Source organism: Actinospineispora spinosispora DSM 44797 (genome assembly GCF_000429025.1).
Taxonomy (GTDB): Bacteria; Actinomycetota; Actinomycetes; order Mycobacteriales; family Pseudonocardiaceae; genus Pseudonocardia; species Pseudonocardia spinosispora.
The window spans coordinates 39,624-55,835 of the sequence record NZ_KE386835.1 but is presented as its reverse complement, the minus strand read 5'-3'; the positions used below and the strand labels follow the sequence as shown (position 1 = coordinate 55,835).

The 16,212-nt window shown below is 69.5% G+C and carries 16 protein-coding genes; 9 read left to right on the top strand and 7 right to left on the bottom strand.

Going from position 1 to position 16,212, the window contains the following annotated elements:
* Positions 1-125 precede the first annotated feature (125 nt).
* The 3 genes from G406_RS0133865 to G406_RS0133855 are packed head-to-tail and all read left to right on the top strand — an operon-like array spanning position 126 to position 2,174.
* Positions 126-662 carry a helix-turn-helix domain-containing protein gene (locus G406_RS0133865; protein ID WP_028937243.1) on the top strand — a complete coding sequence of 179 codons (537 nt, stop codon included), beginning with the start codon at positions 126-128 and terminating at the stop codon, positions 660-662.
* Positions 663-714: 52 nt separating this feature from the next.
* The gene (locus tag G406_RS0133860; RefSeq protein ID WP_211241358.1) at positions 715-1,311 is read left to right on the top strand and encodes a TetR/AcrR family transcriptional regulator; all 597 of its coding nucleotides are present in this window, start codon (positions 715-717) and stop codon (positions 1,309-1,311) included.
* Positions 1,308-2,174, top strand: coding sequence for a phytanoyl-CoA dioxygenase family protein (locus tag G406_RS0133855; protein WP_051343070.1), 867 nt, complete (start codon positions 1,308-1,310; stop codon positions 2,172-2,174). The genes G406_RS0133860 and G406_RS0133855 overlap by 4 nt, the downstream gene beginning before the upstream one ends.
* On the opposite strand, the gene G406_RS0133850 is transcribed toward G406_RS0133855, so the two are convergent.
* The 5 genes from G406_RS0133850 to G406_RS0133830 form a co-directional block, all read right to left on the bottom strand.
* Positions 2,171-2,509, bottom strand: a complete 339-nt coding sequence (locus tag G406_RS0133850; RefSeq protein ID WP_028937240.1) for a glycerol dehydratase reactivase beta/small subunit family protein — start codon at positions 2,507-2,509, stop codon at positions 2,171-2,173. The genes G406_RS0133855 and G406_RS0133850 overlap by 4 nt on opposite strands.
* Positions 2,506-4,308 (bottom strand): diol dehydratase reactivase subunit alpha, encoded by a 1,803-nt coding sequence (locus tag G406_RS0133845; protein ID WP_028937239.1) that lies wholly within the window; start codon positions 4,306-4,308, stop codon positions 2,506-2,508. The genes G406_RS0133850 and G406_RS0133845 overlap by 4 nt, the downstream gene beginning before the upstream one ends.
* A gap of 61 nt (positions 4,309-4,369) precedes the next feature.
* Positions 4,370-4,948: a propanediol/glycerol family dehydratase medium subunit gene (locus G406_RS0133840; RefSeq protein WP_037080125.1), complete on the bottom strand. Its 579-nt coding sequence runs from the start codon at positions 4,946-4,948 to the stop codon at positions 4,370-4,372.
* Positions 4,948-6,636, bottom strand: coding sequence for a propanediol/glycerol family dehydratase large subunit (locus tag G406_RS0133835; protein ID WP_028937237.1), 1,689 nt, complete (start codon positions 6,634-6,636; stop codon positions 4,948-4,950). Before G406_RS0133835 ends, G406_RS0133840 begins: the two co-directional genes overlap by 1 nt.
* A complete protein-coding gene (locus G406_RS0133830; protein ID WP_028937236.1) occupies positions 6,633-7,058 on the bottom strand; it encodes a diol dehydratase small subunit in 426 nt (141 codons plus the stop codon). Before G406_RS0133830 ends, G406_RS0133835 begins: the two co-directional genes overlap by 4 nt.
* A gap of 121 nt (positions 7,059-7,179) precedes the next feature.
* Here G406_RS0133830 and G406_RS0133825 point away from each other — a divergent pair, with 121 nt between their 5' ends.
* From G406_RS0133825 to G406_RS0133800, 6 genes are all read left to right on the top strand, one after another.
* Positions 7,180-7,587 carry a GlcG/HbpS family heme-binding protein gene (locus G406_RS0133825; RefSeq protein ID WP_028937235.1) on the top strand — a complete coding sequence of 136 codons (408 nt, stop codon included), beginning with the start codon at positions 7,180-7,182 and terminating at the stop codon, positions 7,585-7,587.
* Between the two features lie 37 nt (positions 7,588-7,624).
* Complete coding sequence (locus G406_RS0133820; RefSeq protein WP_169736844.1) at positions 7,625-8,245, top strand: helix-turn-helix domain-containing protein; 621 nt, start codon at positions 7,625-7,627, stop codon at positions 8,243-8,245.
* 100 nt (positions 8,246-8,345) lie between these two features.
* On the top strand, positions 8,346-9,860 hold the full coding sequence (locus G406_RS0133815; RefSeq protein ID WP_051343069.1) for a helix-turn-helix domain-containing protein: 1,515 nt from the start codon (positions 8,346-8,348) through the stop codon (positions 9,858-9,860).
* Positions 9,861-9,977: 117 nt separating this feature from the next.
* Positions 9,978-11,192, top strand: a complete 1,215-nt coding sequence (locus G406_RS0133810; RefSeq protein WP_028937232.1) for an ABC transporter permease — start codon at positions 9,978-9,980, stop codon at positions 11,190-11,192.
* Positions 11,193-11,200: 8 nt separating this feature from the next.
* Complete coding sequence (locus G406_RS0133805; protein ID WP_028937231.1) at positions 11,201-12,424, top strand: ABC transporter permease; 1,224 nt, start codon at positions 11,201-11,203, stop codon at positions 12,422-12,424.
* A gap of 387 nt (positions 12,425-12,811) precedes the next feature.
* Complete coding sequence (locus G406_RS0133800) at positions 12,812-14,698, top strand: elongation factor G (protein ID WP_028937230.1); 1,887 nt, start codon at positions 12,812-12,814, stop codon at positions 14,696-14,698.
* A gap of 11 nt (positions 14,699-14,709) precedes the next feature.
* Here the strand turns inward: G406_RS0133800 and G406_RS0133795 are convergent, their stop codons facing one another.
* Positions 14,710-15,666, bottom strand: a complete 957-nt coding sequence (locus tag G406_RS0133795) for an alpha/beta fold hydrolase (RefSeq protein ID WP_028937229.1) — start codon at positions 15,664-15,666, stop codon at positions 14,710-14,712.
* Positions 15,667-15,703: 37 nt separating this feature from the next.
* Complete coding sequence (locus G406_RS0133790; RefSeq protein ID WP_037080124.1) at positions 15,704-16,159, bottom strand: MarR family winged helix-turn-helix transcriptional regulator; 456 nt, start codon at positions 16,157-16,159, stop codon at positions 15,704-15,706.
* Positions 16,160-16,212 lie beyond the last annotated feature (53 nt).

Genomic DNA, 16,212 nt, shown 5'->3' with positions numbered 1-16,212 from the left:
CAGTTTCAACCCAGGTCAACGAGTTTCAACGTCATTAACATCAACTTGAGGTCGCGTTCGGGTGGCGAGGAGACCGTCCATTGGGTCGGAAATGGGGGTGTCCCGTTGCGTGCCAGAATGGCGGAATGGTGGGCAATAGAATTCGCGGCCTGCGTACAGCGCGCGGTATGACGATTAGCGAACTAGCGAGGCATGCCGATGTGTCCACCGGTCTGATCAGCCAGGTCGAACGGGATCTGACGGACCCGAGCCTGGCTACCATCCGTAAAATTGCCCGTGCTCTCGACGTTCCATTATTCAGTTTGTTCGAGGAGATCGAGGGCGAAGAGCTCACCGTCGTGCGACGGAAGGAGCGTATGCAGGTTCAGTCGGCGACCGGTGGAATAACTTATTCTCGCGTCTCGGCCGGACGTGGCCGGCTGGAGGTTCTCGAGGGCACTCTCGCGCCGGGTAGCGCTTCCGCTCCCGAACCGTGGTCGCATCCCAGTGAGGAATGTGTCCTGGTCACCGAGGGCACGCTGATCGTCGAAGTGGCGGGCAGGGAAAGCTCGCTGGAGGCGGGCGACAGCTGCTACCTCGACTCACGGGTCCCACACCGCTACCGGACCGGAGAGCGCGCGGGGGCGACCTTCATCGTGTCGATCACCCCACCCAGCTACTGACCGTCCCCTTGCTTTCTGAGTTGAGTTCAGCTCAAATTGCGGGGTGACAATGGTGCGCGGTGAGAGCTCACGGCAACGGCTGCTGAGCGCCGCGATCGACGAGCTGGTGACGCACGGCGAGCTCGAGGTCGCCGCGGTCGCGCGCCGCGCGGGCCTCAGCGTCGGTCTGCCCTATCGCTACTTCGGCACCCGGTCCGGGCTGATCTCGGCGGTGCTCGCGGACTTCCACGACCGGCTGCACGCCGAGGTCATGGAGCTTCGATTCGAGGGAGCGCACTGGCTGGACCGCGAGCGCGCCCGCCTGGTCGCCTGGGTGAACTTCCTCTACGACGACCCGCTGACGCCGATCGCGCTGGGCCGGGGGACCGGCGACGGGGAGTCCGCCACGATCGCGCTGTCCCACCTGCACCGGGCGATCGCGATGGGCGCCCGCAACCTGGCGGCCGGCCAGCGCGACGGTGACCTTCCGGCCGACCGTGACCCCGGCCTGCTCGCGGCGGCCATCCTCGGCGGCATCCACACCACGGTCGTCTCGGCGATGACCAGCACCCCGAGGCCGGAGCGGTCGACGCTGATCGAGCAGCTCTTCATGTTCGTCGCCGGGGCCGTGGGCCGCCCCGGTTTCGTCCCGAGTGGAGGAAACGGATGACCGGGCAGCTCGACTCGAACCCCGAGGTCCACGAGGTGGAGGACCTGCTGACCGACCTGGCGCGCCGGAATCGCGCGGGGCAGAGCGCGGGCGCCGAGGTGCCGGCCGACCTCGTCGACGCCGATCTCGCCGCCGTGGAACGCGACGGCTACGTGGTCCTGCCCGGCCTGCTCGACGCCGAGGAGCTGACCTCGGTGCGTGCATCGCTGACCGAGCTGCTGGGTCCCACCGGCCGCAACAACTTCGAGGGCCACCAGACCCAGCGCGCCTACAGCCTGCTGGCGAAGACCAGGGCCACCGACCGGATGGTCGAGCACCCGAGGGTGCTGGCGCTGCTGGACCGGTTGCTCATGCCGAACTATCTGCTCTCCCAGCTGCAGGTGATCCGGATCCTGCCCGGCGAGGACGGCCAGCTCCTGCACGCCGACGACCTGTTCTACCCGATCCCGCGCCCTCGCCCCGCCCTGTCCGCGGCCACGATCTGGGCGATCGACCCGTTCACCGAGGACAACGGTGCCACGGTGGTTCTTCCCGGCAGCCACCGCTGGGGCCAGCGCAGACCGACCGCCGAGGACCCACGGCTGCCGGCGGTGATGCCCGCCGGTTCCTGCGTCTTCTTCCTGGGCACGCTGTGGCACGGCGGCGGCGCGAACACCTCGGACGCCCCGAGGATGGCGGTCACCGCGCAGTACTGCGAGCCGTGGCTGCGGACCCAGGAGGCCTTCACCCTGTCCGTGGACCGGAACACCGCGCGCGCCGTCTCGCCGGACATCCGCCGCATGATCGGCTACAACATCCACCCCCCGTTCGTCGGGGCGGTGAACGGAATGCATCCGTCCCGTCTGCTGGACCAGGAGCCCTAGCCCGCCATCCGGGGCAGCGGGAGCCGGGTGACCATACGGGCGGCCAGCTGACCGGCGAGGCGCCACTCGGCGGCCTGGGCATCGCGGGGCAGACACAGCGGCGGGGAGTCCTCGGGCAAGGTCGCGTGATGAACCGCGACGGTGCCGTCCCCGGACAGCCCGATCCCGACCTGCAGCCGAGACCGGCCGGCCGCGGCGAAGGCCAGCTGTGTCGCGTCCCCGGCGGCGTCCGTCACCGAGACGGGCACTCCCTGCTCCTCGGCCCCGGCGCACACCTCGCGCAGCAGCGCCGAGGGCGCCCCCGCGTCGAGGACCAGGATCGTCGGCGGCCTCATCGACGCGTCCACGCATCCACCAGCCCGGAGGCGACGGCGTTGCGCGGCCCCTCACGGCCGTGCACGTTCCCGGTGCCGCACACGATCCCGTACCCCGCCAGTGCGTCGGCGATGAGATCGGGGATCTCGAAGTCCAGGGCAGACCCGCCCAGCAGCACGACGAAGTCGAGTGCGCGCAGGTTCCCGCCGGGTGCCACCTGGCGCAGCGCGCGGACCGCGTTCACCACGAACACCCGGCGCTTCGCCTCTCGGCGGACCTTGCGGACGTGGTGCACCCCGTGCCGGGTGTCGACCGGTACCGGCCCGTCCGGCGTCAGCGCGACGACCCGGGCGAACACGTCCGGCGGCAGCGCCTCGCTGAAGAACTGCACCGTGTCGTCCTCGTGGCGGACCTGGAAGAAGCTCTCCACCTTCGCCAGCGGACACCGTTTGACGGCCTCGGCGATCTCCCGGTCGTCCAGCGCCAGCTCGGAGTCGATCAGCTTGGTGACCAGCTCGCCCGCGCCCGCGACGTGGACCGCCGTGCAGTCGCCGTCGCGGGTCAGCAGCGCCGCGTCGGTCGAGCCACCGCCCAGGTCCAGGATCGCCACCGGCCGGTCCACCCCCGGCGTGGTCAGTGCGCCGAGCACCGCCATCTCACCCTCGACGCCGCCGATCTCGGCGGAGACGCCCAGCCCGCGCGCGACCTCGTCCGCGACCAGCCGCATCCGGCTGCCGCTGGTGCGCACCATCGCGGCCAGCGCCACCGCGTTCTCCAGCGCGACCTCGCCGGCCAGCCCGCCCCTGACCTCGGCTGGCACGAACGTGTCGACCGCGAGCACGTCCCGGATGGCGACGTCGGCTCCACCCACCGCGTCGGCCATGGTGTCCCTGACCTGCGCGAGCATGCCGCCGACGTGCGTGCCGGGCTCACCGTGCGCGTCGTCGAGCGGCGCCACCCGCGCGAGCGTGTCCATGATCGCCTCGGCCCCGGCGTCCAGGTCGACCCGCAGCGTCTTGCCCGCGCCGCGCAGCTCCAGCTCACCGACCGGGATACGACGGTCGGTGATGTCGCCGGACGGCGTGCGCACCACGACCGCCGACCGGTTGCCGGTCAACGCCCTGGCCACGGGGGAGATCTGCCGGGTCTGGTCCGGGTCGAGCTCGAACACCGTGGCGATGCCGTAGGAGTTGGACAGCGTGCGGATCGTCCGCCCGGCAGCCGCGACCTCGACCGCCGCGAGCATGCCCAGCGGCACCTTCTGGATCGCCGAGACCTCGTCGACCACCGGGATCTGCCGGGTCAGCCGGTTGGTGACCAGCACCGCGTCATCGCCGGCGAGGATCGCCGCGACCACGTCGAGGCCGCGCGAGATCGCGGCGTTGAGGATGTCCGCGACGTCGTCGAAGTCCCACCCGACGGGCACCACGCACACCACGGGACCGTCGGCGGTGTCGAGCGCGTCGATGGACACCGTGGTCCCGACCCCGAGACCCTCTCCACCGGGGGTGGTGGGGTTGTGGCCGATCATCGTCGACTCGGTGATGACCGTCTCGGTGATCGTCTCCATGGCCAGCCCGCTGATCACCGGCGTCGCCTCGTTCAGCAGGACGGTGTCGAGCTCCTCGATGGTCCGTCCGGCCTCGCCGAGCGCCGTCCGCACGACCGCGAGCACTCCCGGCGCGTTCTCCGGCGTGCCCTTGACCCCGGTCGTGGCGGTGAGCGCGGTCCCGAGGTAGGAGACTCCCTCGGAGCCGACCTCCGCGACGCAGGCCTCGGTCGTGGAGTTGCCGATGTCCACGCCCACGACCAGGTTCATCGCGCCCCCCAACCTCGTGAGTGTTGGGTATGGCTATAGCCACACTCAACACTCACGAGGTTCAGCCTGCGTTGCTGAGCTCGAACGCCAGCTCCACCTCGACCGGCTCCCGGTCGGACTCGATGCACTCGAACTCCTTCAGGTGCAGCAGCGCGGCCTTGGCCTGCCAGCGCGGGCGGGCCATCTGGTCGTTGCGCGTCGGTACCGGCTCCGGCGACTCGCCCTTCGCATACTGTGCCGCGTTCGAACCGATCTTGCGGAACACCTCGGCGTCCAGCAGCGGTGACTGCGGGAACAGCTCCAGGTTGCTCAACCGCGCCAGGTCCTTCTGATGGATCATGGTCGTGCCCCGGGACAGCACACCGACGCAGATTCCGGAGCCGGACAGCTTCGCGCCCAGATGCGCGATCGCCGCGAGGTCCGCGGTGTCCCACACCCGGATCACCCTTGCCGCGACACCCTGCTCCTCGATCCCGGCGAGCAGCTGGCGCAGCACCTCGGCGTGCGGGACGTCCACGATCGTTTTACTGAAGTAGCCGGCGAACGCGGGGGACACCGCGATCACCACCTCGTCGGGACGGGTTCCTCGCGCCGCCGGGCCCTTCTCCCGTAACGACACGGTGCGTTGCGGCTTGTCCATCAGCTGACCTCGGTTTCGGGGTTGGTCGCGGAGGTGACGTGCCGGAGCTTCTTCAGCTCCTCCCACCGCTGCCCCTGCAGCCGGTATCCGGTACCGGGGCCCGCGTAGTCGTTGGCGTCGTTGATCGCGGACAGCGGCACGAAGTCGGCGGTCAGGATGGCCGAGGTCTGCAGCAGGTCGCCGGAGACCCGCTGGCGCAGGACCTTCAACAGGTTCTCCGCGACGTCCGAGAAACCGGTCGCCTCCAGTCCCTTGACCAGGTCGAGACCGGTCAGTCCACGGTCCATCACCGCCTGCGCACCGCGCAGGTCGGACAGCACGTCGCGGAACGGGTAGTCGTTCGAGGAGTTCGCGTAGGTCGCGGCCTCGACCTCCTCGTCGGAGATGCCTGGCAGGTCGAGGTGGGCGAACAGCGCCTGCAACGCGCGCGCCGCCTTGTTGCGGACGCTGAGCACCTCGTCCTCGCGGACGTGCCGGAGCCCGCCGTCGACCTGCAGGTCGCGCTGGATGGTGTTCCAGTCGTCGTAGTCCTCGGTGTCGAAGTTCGAACCGGCGAACATGTTGTCCGCGTTCGGCACCGCCGAGTAGCCGGAGCAGACGTAGTCGGTGCCGGGCAGCAGCTGCGGCAGCATGCGCGAGGTGCGGCGCATCGCGGAGTGCGAGAAGGACTGGTCGTTGCCGGACGCGCACTCCAGGTCGACCATGCTGGCGACCAGGTTCTCCGCCGCGACCGCCCGGATGCCGCCGGGCACCGCGCCCGGCACCCCGATGCAGCTGATCGAGCCGTTCTGCAGTCCCTGGACCCCGGCGCCCTTGGCCATCAGGATGCACCGGATCTCCAGGTACAGCATGGACTTGCCCTCGGCATTGCCCATCTGCACCTCGGACCCGGTGCCCGAGGTGAAGCGCATCTTGATGCCCCGCGACGCGTACGCCGAGGCGAGGAAGGCCTTGGACCACGGGGTGTCGTCGCCGTCGACGAACACCGACTCGGTGCCGTACACCGAGATCGTCTCGGCGTACGCGGTGATGCCGCGCATGCCCAGCTCCAGCTCGGTGGCCTCCTCCAGCGCGCACTGGGTCAGCACACCGCCGCGCCCGACCTGGCCGCCGACCTGCAGCGCGATCGCCACCAGCGGCGCGTAGCGCACGACACCGAGCGTCGTCTCCAGCTCGGCGAACCCGCGCAGCGCACCTTCGGCCGCGTCCGCCGCGACCTGGATCGGGTTGTCCCGCGCGCTCGTCGAATGCGCCTGGTTGGCCGGTGTACGCCGGGCACGCATCTTCTGCATCCCCTGCATGATCTCCACGACGTTCATCAGCTTGACGACGTCGAGGATCTTCGCCGGCGTCAGGCCCCTGGTCACCGCGAGCACCTCGTCGCGCGACACGCTCGGGTCGATCAGCATCCGGGCGATCAGGTCCGAGGGCAGCGCGGTGGACTCCTCCGCCGTGGCCACGTCGATCGCGTGGTTGGCGATGAAGGTGTCCATGAAGTCGAAGTCGGCGCGCGCCTTGCCGTCGAGCTCGACGACCTGGCCGTCCTCGACCCGGATGCTCGGCGCCGGGTCGAAGTCGCTCTCCATCGCGACCAGACCCTTCTCCGGCCATTCCTCGACGAAACCGTCCAGGTTGACCGGCCGGTTCTCCAGGATTTCGGTGCGTAGCGAGCGGCGCGACTGGGTCATGACCGGGTCTCCTTCGCCAGCAGGTTGCGCTGTTCGTAGACCTGCGCCGCCTCACGGACCAGCGCGGCGCACACCGGAGCCGAGTAGGTGTGCTCCAGCCGATTCGCCAGCTCGGTGAGCTGGGCGGCGCTGGACGCGCGGGGACGCAGCGCGTTGTACATGGCGAGGACCTCGGCGTCCGGGATCGCGGTCATCTCGGCGGCCCTGCGGAAGTTGGCAGCCAGCTGTGGACGGTTGCTCGCATCCGCCAGCTCCGCCTGCAGCTGCAGCGTCTCCGGGGCGATGCGCAGGTCCTCAGCGGTCAGCTCACCGGACACGACGGCGTCCATGGTCAGCGCGCTGATCGGTTTCCCGGTCGGGGTGCGCAGCAGCTCCGGCCGGTTGATCGACAGCGGATAGTCGGCGGTGTCGAGTTTGCCCATGGCCGCTCCTGTTGTTCGTCAGTTCGCTTGTTCCCGCGACCGTGACACGGCACACGTTGCACGTTCGTTGCGTCCTAACGGGTAGCTGCGGGGGCGGGGTGGTTCCTGGTTTGCTGCCCCGATGAGCGCTTCACTGACGCACGCGCAGGCCCGCCGAATCCTGGACGCCGGCATCGCCAAGGCCGAGGAGATCGGCCAGCCGATGAACATCGCCGTCGTGGACGACGGCGGACACCTGGTGGCATTCGGCCGCATGGACGGGGCCATCAAGGCGAGCATCGACATCGCCACCCGCAAGGCCGTCACCTCGGTCATGATGAACTCCCCGACCGCGGCGCTGACCGACGCCGTGCAGCCGGGTGCCGAGCTGTACGGGCTCGAACAGCTCTCCGGTGGTCTGGTCGTGTTCGGCGGCGGAATTCCGCTGCACGTCGACGGCACGTTGGCCGGTGCAGTCGGGGTCAGCGCCGGCTCGGTCGACCAGGATGTCGCGGTCGCCACGGCCGCCGCCCAGGCGTTCGACGGATGAACGCAATTGTCTAGTGCTCGACTGGCATGATGACCGCGTGGTCAGAAACACGCGCGCCGCGCTCGACGACGAGACGGAGCCGATGGATCGCAAAGCCCTCGGCGCGACCGTCAGATCGATCCGTTCGTCAGCGGGACTGACGATGAGCGCGCTGGCCCAGCGCGCGGGCGTGACCCAGCCGTACGTCAGCCAGCTCGAACGCGGGGCCATCGCACCCAGCCTGGCGACGCTGTACCGGCTCGGCGCGGCGCTGGGAGTCCCGCCCACGGCATTGCTCCCGTCGGTCGAGGGGCCGGTCGGGCCGGTGGTGCGGTCGGGCGGCGGCGAGCCGTTCGCCCAGTCCGATGCGCAGCCCGCGCTCGTCGGCAGGCGGCTGACCGGCGGTGGAGGTGTGCTCGAAGCGGTCGAGTACGACCTGTCGCTGAGCGACCGGGACGACACGGCCTTCGTCCATCCCGGTGAGGAGTTCCTGTACGTGCTCGACGGCCGTCTCGAGTTCCGCCTCGACGGCATGGACTGGGAGAAGCTCGGTCAGGGTGACAGCGTCCGGTTCGACGCGGGCATCGCGCACCAGTTCGGCGCCTGCGACGACGGCGGAGCGCGGGTGCTGCTCGTCGCCGCCCACTCGACCCACCCCGTTCCGCCCGGACCGTCCTGACTGGGCCACCCTGCGGGGCAATCGGTTGTCCACGGCTTGCGCGGTGCGCGAAGATGGACCGTGTCAGTAGCCCAGCAATGATGCTCGGGGGTGGTTCGCGGTGGCACAGCCACGTGACCATGCCGGGTTGCCCGACACCGCCGCCGCCGATCCGGTCGAGCACTCGAAGGTGCTCGCGGAGACCTTCGACGCCGTGCTCGGCGACGAACCGCCCCGCCAGCCGCCCCGCCCGATCGTCTCGGAGTCCTGGCAGCGCAGCCTCGCGGCGCACGTCGACCCGGACAACCGCACGCCGCCGGTCGTCTACGGGCCGGACGAGATAGCCGAGCTGCGCGCCGCCCACCCGCTCGACGCGGTCATGCCCCTGCTGCGCGGCACGTTGGTGAGCATCGCGGACGAGGCGATGCACGTCATGCTGGTGACCGACGCCCACGGCCACATCCTGTGGCGCGACGGCGCGGCGAAGCTGCTCACCGAAGCCGACCGCGTTGGGCTCTTCCCGGGGACCCGGTGGAGCGAGACCGCGATCGGTACCAACGCGATGGGCACGACACTGGCCGTCGACTCCCCGGTGCAGATTCACTCTGCCGAACACCTGGTGCGGACCTATCACGCCTGGACCTGCGTCGCGGCCCCGGTGCACGACCCGGACACCGGCGCGATCCTCGGCGCCATCGACATCAGCGGCCCGCTCTACACCGTGCACCCGGCGCTGGTGCAGCTGGTGGGGGCCACCGCGCAGCTCGCGGAGCACCAGCTGAGGGTGCAGCTGGCCATCGCCGACGAGCGGATGCGGGTCCGCAACATGCCGCACCTGGCGAGCCTGCGCGGCGCGGCGGGCGCGCTGGTCACACCGACCGGCAGGCTGCTCGCCGGCGAACCGTACGGCTGGTGGCCGGACCGGGTCGAGCTGACCGAGGGCGTCGACCGGGTGATGCTCGCGGGCGGCAGGGAGATGGTGGTCGAGCCACTCGCCGAGGGCTACCTGCTACGCGAGCCGCGCGCGACGGTCCGGGCGCCCGCCGCGATCACCCTGCGGTTCCTCGGCGACGGCGTGCCGACGATGGTGTTCAACGGTCGCGACATCGAGCTGACCCAACGCCTCGCCGAGCTGCTCACCGTCCTGTCGCTGCATCCGGAGGGGCTCACCGGCGAACGGCTGGGGCAGCTGCTCTACGGCGACGCCGGGAACCAGGCGACCGTCCGGGGCGAGATTCATCGGCTCCGCGCATTGATCGGTTCCGACGTGCTGCGCACCCGCCCCTACCGGCTGTCGGCGACCGTGGACAGCGACTTCGCCTCGCTGCGCAAGGAGCTGCGGACCGGCCAGCTGGACGCGGCGGTGCGCGGCTGTACCGGGGCGCTGTTGCCGAGATCGGACGCTCCCGAGGTGCGGGAGCTGCGCGACGAGCTGGTCGTTCGCCTTCGCGCCGCGGTGCTCGATGCGGGTGACGTCGACCTGCTGCTCACCTTCGCCGAGGGTCCGTCGGGCCGGGACGACCTCCAGGTGCACGAGGAACTGGCCCGCAGGCTGGCCCCCGGCGACCCGAGAATCGGGCCCGTGCTGTTCCGGCGTGATCGTCTCCGAGCGGACTGGACGGCCGGTTCCGCCTAGGCCTAATGGTGACTAGAAAAACTTCTCGCGTTATGGCACACCTCAGAAGCTTGGGTTAGGCTGCCCTAAATTTCACCTCACTGGGGGACACCCCCGCGAGGCTGTCGAAGGGACGCCGTGGGAATCGGACAAGCGCTGGTGATGGCGCTGCGCAGCATGCGATCCAGCCCGCTGCGCTCGGCGCTCACCACACTGGGCATCGTTGTCGGTATTGCAGCGGTCATCGCACTGTTCGGTCTCGGACAGGGTGTGCGGACCAACTTTCACGACAACTACAGCTCGCTGACCCAGTCGATCATCATCTCCAAGACCAAGGCCGCAAGCGGCCCGATCCACTCCACCGAGGCGCTGCGCGAGTCCGACCTCACGGCACTCGCCAACACCGGATCGCCCGCGATCATCGGTGTGACCCCGCTGCGCGCCGGTCAAGCGGTGATCAAGTACGGGCAGAACGCGATCTCGGTGAGCATCGCCGGTGTGTCGGACTACTACCTCAAGATTCGTGGTCGCGTGCTGGCCGCCGGGCGCATGTTCACCGACCAGGAGAACGTCGACAAGTCCCGCGTGGTCGTCGTCGGCCCGGACGTCGTCACCTACCTCTTCGGCGGCGACAACAACAAGGCGCTCAACTCGTGGGTGCGCGTCGGCAGGCTCCAGTTCCAGATCGTCGGGATCCTGACGCCGCAGAACGACAGCCAGGACGGGCTGGGTCTGCTACCGCTGAACTCCGCGCGTGAGGTCATCGGAGGTGCCGACACCCTCGTCGGTATCGGCGTCGTGGCCACCACCGTCGAGCAGGTACCCGAGGCCTACGACATCGTCACCCGGGTCATGGACAAGGAGCACGGGATCGCGCTGCCCGGCGCGCGCGACTACCGCGCCGTCGCCGTGAGCACACAGGTCAACCGGATCAACAACGTCGTCGAGCTGCTGACCTGGTTCACCATGGTGGTCGCGTTGATCGCGCTGTTCGTCGGTGCGCTGGGTGTCGCCAACATCATGCTGGTCACCGTCAAGGAACGGACCGCGGAGATCGGCGTGCGCAAGGCGATCGGCGCGCGGCGCAGCGCGATCATGAAGCAGTTCCTCACCGAGGCGGTCATCCTGTCCGGTGCCGGAGGGATCGTCGGCGTGGGTGTCGGTGCCGCGGTCACGCTCATCGCCGCCGACCTGCTGCCGCGCTACGTGCCCGAGCTGGGAGCCCCGGAGCTGTCCGTGCTGCCGATCGTCGCGGCGTTCGGCCTCAGCGTCCTGATCGGCCTGCTGGCCGGCGGCTACCCGGCACTGCGAGCCGCGCGGCTCCATCCCATCGATGCCCTGCGAGCGGAGTAAGTCGCCCGATGAACCTGCTACAAGCGCTGATGCTGGCCTTCCGCAGCATGCGGGCGGCGCGGTTGCGCAGCACCCTGACCACGTTCGGTATCACCGTCGGCATCGCCTCGGTGGTCGTCCTCACCGGTCTCGGCGACGGGCTGAAGACCAACTTCAACGACTCGCTGGGCGCCTTCACCACCGCGGTCGTCGTCAACCGCGTCGGATCCACGGTGGTCCCCGGCGGACCGGTGCGGGTGCTGCGTGAGGAAGACGCCGCCGCGCTGGCCAACTCGCCGACCTCACCGGACATCGCCAGGGTGACGCCGATCGCCAACGGCGCCTCGGTGGTGCGCTACAATGGCTCGGAGTACAACGCCACGACCCTGGGCACCGACGCGGCCTACATCAGCCTGTTCGACCGGCACATGGTGTCCGGCCGCAACTTCAACCCCGCGGAGGAAGCCGAAGGGGACCGGGTCGTACTGCTCGGACCGGGCATGGTGCAGCAGCTCTACCACAACGATCCCAACGCGGCGCTCGACACGAAGGTGCAGATCGGCCGCCTCACGTTCAACGTGGTCGGCACGTTCGCCGGCGGCAGCTCCCTGGCGCCCGCACCGGACGACCTCGCGGTCATCCCGCTGAAGGCGTCGAGAGCGCTGTACGGCCGCACCGACAAGCTCAACCAGATCGCGGTCCAGACCACCGGGGTCAAGCGGGTCGAGGCCGCCATCGGGCAGATCGAGACGGTCATGGACCGTCAGCACGGCATCACCGAGGTCGGCCTCCGTGACTTCCAGCTGTCCGCGTCCTTCCCGATCGTGGAGAAGACCAACTCCTTCCTGTTCGGCATCACCCTGTTCATCCTCAGCGTCGGTGGCGTCGCGCTGTTCGTGGGCGGACTGGGCGTCGCCAACATCATGCTGGTCACCGTCACCGAACGGACCCATGAGATAGGTATCCGAAAAGCGCTCGGCGCACGCAAGTCCGCCATCCTGAAACAGTTCCTGATCGAGGCGACGGTGTTGTCGGGGATAGGCGGCGTCGTCGGCTCGACCCTCGGCGTCGGCCTGATCCTGCTCTGCGCCGAGATCCTGCCCCGGATGTCGGTCGACTACGGCGTGCCGACGATCTCGGTGCCCGCGGTGGCCGTCGCGTTCGGAGTGAGCCTGGCACTCGGCCTGGTGGCGGGCGGTTACCCCGCCTTCCGAGCCGCGCGGCTGCACCCCATCGACGCACTGCGTTATTAGGCCTGTTTCGCGCTCAAAATCCTAAAGAGGCCCCCTCCGGGGGCCGTCTTTAGGATTTTCGGCCTTCGGCCCTGGCGCGCGCTTGTTGTCGTTTGGGGAGCCGCCCTGGTAGTTGGGTGGGGTGTTGCGGACATTCAGTGCGCCGGCCTTCGCCGGAACTCCTTCGGAGACTTGCGGAGCCGGGTTTGCTGTGGCCGGGTTTGTTGTGGGTGGGTTTGCTGTGCGGGTTTGTTGTTGGTCGTCGGAAAACCAGGTGTCTTGTTGTGGCGGGGTCGCTAGCATCCGGTTCGGTTGTCAGCACCCTTGAGGAGTTCCAGATGCGTCAGTGGTCCGAGGTCATCACGACGGACGATCACTTCGCTACTCACCTCGGGACTCTGACAGCTCATGGCTCTGCTGAATGTAGGAATTCTTGCGCACGTCGACGCCGGTAAGACCAGCCTGACCGAACGTCTGCTGTTCGACGCGGGCGTCCTCGACCGGCTCGGCCGCGTCGACCACGGCACCACCCGCACCGACTCGTCCGATCTCGAACGCGCGCGGGGCATCACGATCAACTCCGCGGTGGTCTCGTTCACTCTCGGCGACGTGACGGTCAACCTCATCGACACACCGGGGCACCCGGACTTCATCGCCGAGGTCCGGCGCAGCCTGCGCGTGCTGGACGGTGTCGTTCTGGTCGTCTCCTCGGTCGAGGGCGTCCAGGCGCAGACCCGCGTCCTGATGCGTGCGCTGGCCCGGCTGCGTATCCCGACGCTGCTGTTCGTGAACAAGATCGACCGGGTCGGCGCGCGGTACGAAGAGCTGATTGCGGACATCTCATCCAGGTTGAGTGCGGGCGCGGTTGCGATGAACGCGGTTGTCGGCCTGGGCACCCGTGACGCCCGGACCGTGCCGCTCGCCGACTCCAGCCGACTCACCGAGGTGCTGGCCGAGCACGACGACGAGCTGCTCGCGGACTATCTGACCGACCGCGCACCGGCGCCCGGCGCGCTGCGGCGCTCGCTCGCGCAGCAATGCACGCGGGCGCTGGTGCACCCGGTGTACTTCGGATCGGCGATCACCGGAGCAGGCATCGCCGAGCTGGTCACCGGGCTGCGGGAGCTGCTGCCGAGCGTATCGCCGACCGAGGAGGGCGCCCCGCCGACCGGCACGGTGTTCAAGATCGAGACCGTGTCCGAAGGGGAGAAAGTCGCCTATCTGCGGATGCGGACCGGCTCGGTGTCGGTACGGGACCGGCTCTCCTTGCACCGGATCGGCCGCTCCGGTGAGGTCAGCGAGCACTCGGTCAAGGTCACCGGGATCGAGGTCTTCCGCGACGGCGCTGCGCGCCGGGTCGACACCGTCGGCGCACCGGACATCGGCCGCCTGCACGGTGTCGAGGACGTACGTATCGGTGACTCGCTGGGGCCCGTCGAGGCCGAACCGGACGACACGCACTTCTCGCCACCCACACTGGAGACCGTGATCCGGCCGAGGTTCGCCCACGACGGGCCCAGGCTGTCGGCGGCGCTGCGGCGTCTCGCCGAGCGTGATCCCTTGATCGATCTACGGGAGGAGCCCGGCGAGACGTCGTTGCGGTTGTACGGCGAGGTCCAGCGGGAGGTGATCCAGTCCCAGCTGGAACTGGAGTTCGGGGTGTCGATCGAACTGGCGGCGACCCGCACCGTCCACCTGGAGAAGCTCCTGGGCACGAGCGAAGCGGTACGCGCGATCGACAAGAGAGGCGCGAACGAGTTCTTCGCGACGATCGGGCTGCGCCTCGAGCCAGGACCGGCCGGGTCCGGCGTGCGGTACCGCCTCGACGTCGAGCTGGGTTCGCTGCCCGCCGCGTTCCACACCGCGATCGAGCAGAGCGTGCGCGCGGCGCTGCGGCGCGGGCTGTACGGCTGGGAGGTCACCGACTGCCTGGTGACCTTGACCCGCTCCGGGTTCGCCAGCCCGATCAGCACGGCGGGCGACTTCCGTGACCTGGCACCGATACTGCTGGCGGACGCACTACGCCGGTCGGGCACCGCGGTGTACGAGCCGGTCAGCGACATCGAACTGGAGGTGCCGCCGGACACCCTGGGCGCGGTCCTCGGCACCCTCGGCGAGCTGGGCGCCTCGACCAGGACGGTCCACGGCGCGATCGGCACGGTCGAGGGCACCCTGCCGACGGCGCACCTGCCCGAGCTGCGCCGCAGGCTCCCGTCGATGACCAGGGGAGAGGGGATGCTCCTGGACGGTCCGGCCGGTCACCGCCCCGTCCACGGCCCGCCCCCACGCCGCTGACCGCTCGTGAGCTAGGAGGTGGACCTGGCGAAGTCGACCAGCGCGGTGCTGACCTCGGCGGGGCGTTCCTGCTGGATCCAGTGACCGGCGCCGGGAAGCAGCTCGACCCCGCGGAGGTCGGGGATCACCGTGCGCATCATCGGCTCCAGCTTCGCCGCGTCGTACCACGAGATCACCGGATCGCGGTCACCCGCGACGAACAGCGCCGGAGCGCCGATCGTGGCGCTGCGCCACGCCGAGGTGAGCTCCCAGTTGTGGTCGATGTTGCGATACCAGTTCAGCGGGCCGGAGAACCCGGAACCGGCGAACTCCGCCGCGTACGTGGCGATGTCGCGCTCGGTCAGCCACGACGGAAGCTCGGCGGGGTCGGTCCAGGAGTCGAAGAATCCCTCGCCCTCGGGCACCAGCAACGGGCGGATCTCCGGGTTGTCGCCCGAGATGCCGTACAGGATGCGCCGGAACGTCGTGTCCAGGTCGGTCTCGAAGTCCTTCTCGACCCCCGCGTTCTGGAAGTACAGCTGGTAGAACGTGTCGCCGTAGCGGTGGCGCGCGGCCTGCAGTGGCGGCACCGGGGTGGAGCCGACGAACGGCACGCTCAGCCCGGCGACGGCGCGCACGACGTCCGGGCGCAGCAGCGCGGTGTGCCAGGCCACCGGCGCGCCCCAGTCGTGGCCGACGACCACCGCGTCCGGCTCGTCGAGCGCGTCGATCAGCCCGACGACGTCGCCGACGAGATGCAACATCGTGTAGTCCTCGACCGAGCCCGGTCGGTCGCTGCGGGTGTAGCCGCGCTGGTCGGGCGCCACCACGTGGAAACCCGCTTCGGCGAGCGCGCCGAGCTGGTGGCGCCACGAGTACCAGCACTCGGGGAAGCCGTGCAGGAGGACGACGAGCGGGCCGGTGCCGGCTTCGGCCACGTGCAGCCGCAGCCCGTTCACCTCGACGAACCGGTGGTTGATCTCGGTCATGACTCGACATTACCCAGAGCGGGTGGCCGGCAGGTGTCTACTGACCGGCCAGACCGTGGAGCAGGCGGAGGAGCTCGGCGCGCTCCTGCTCGGTCAACCGGGCGAGCAGCTCTGCGTTCGCCCGTTCGACGATCGGCACGACCTCGGCCAGCAGCGCCAGCCCCTGCTCGGTCAGGTACAGCCTTCGGCGCCTGCGGTCGGTGCCGTCGACCTGTCTGCTGATCAGCCCCTGCCGCTCCAACCGGTCCAGCAGCGCGGTGACGGTCGCCTTGTCGGACCCGGCCTGCGAACCTGCCGCGCCCTGGTCGATCCCCGGTTCCGCGTGGACCGCCCGCAGGATCGCGTACCTCGGCTTGGTCAGGTCGCGGGCGGCGTCGCTCAGCCCGGGGGCGGCGAGCAGCTCGGACCAGCGGGCGCCGTGTTCCTGCAGGACCAGACGGAGCAGGTGGAAGACGGAGTCGCGGGGAGAGCTCAACTCGGCGTCCCAGGTCATCGTCCAATGATAGTTTGTGAACATATGGTTCGTGGACGAACGAATATTTCGGG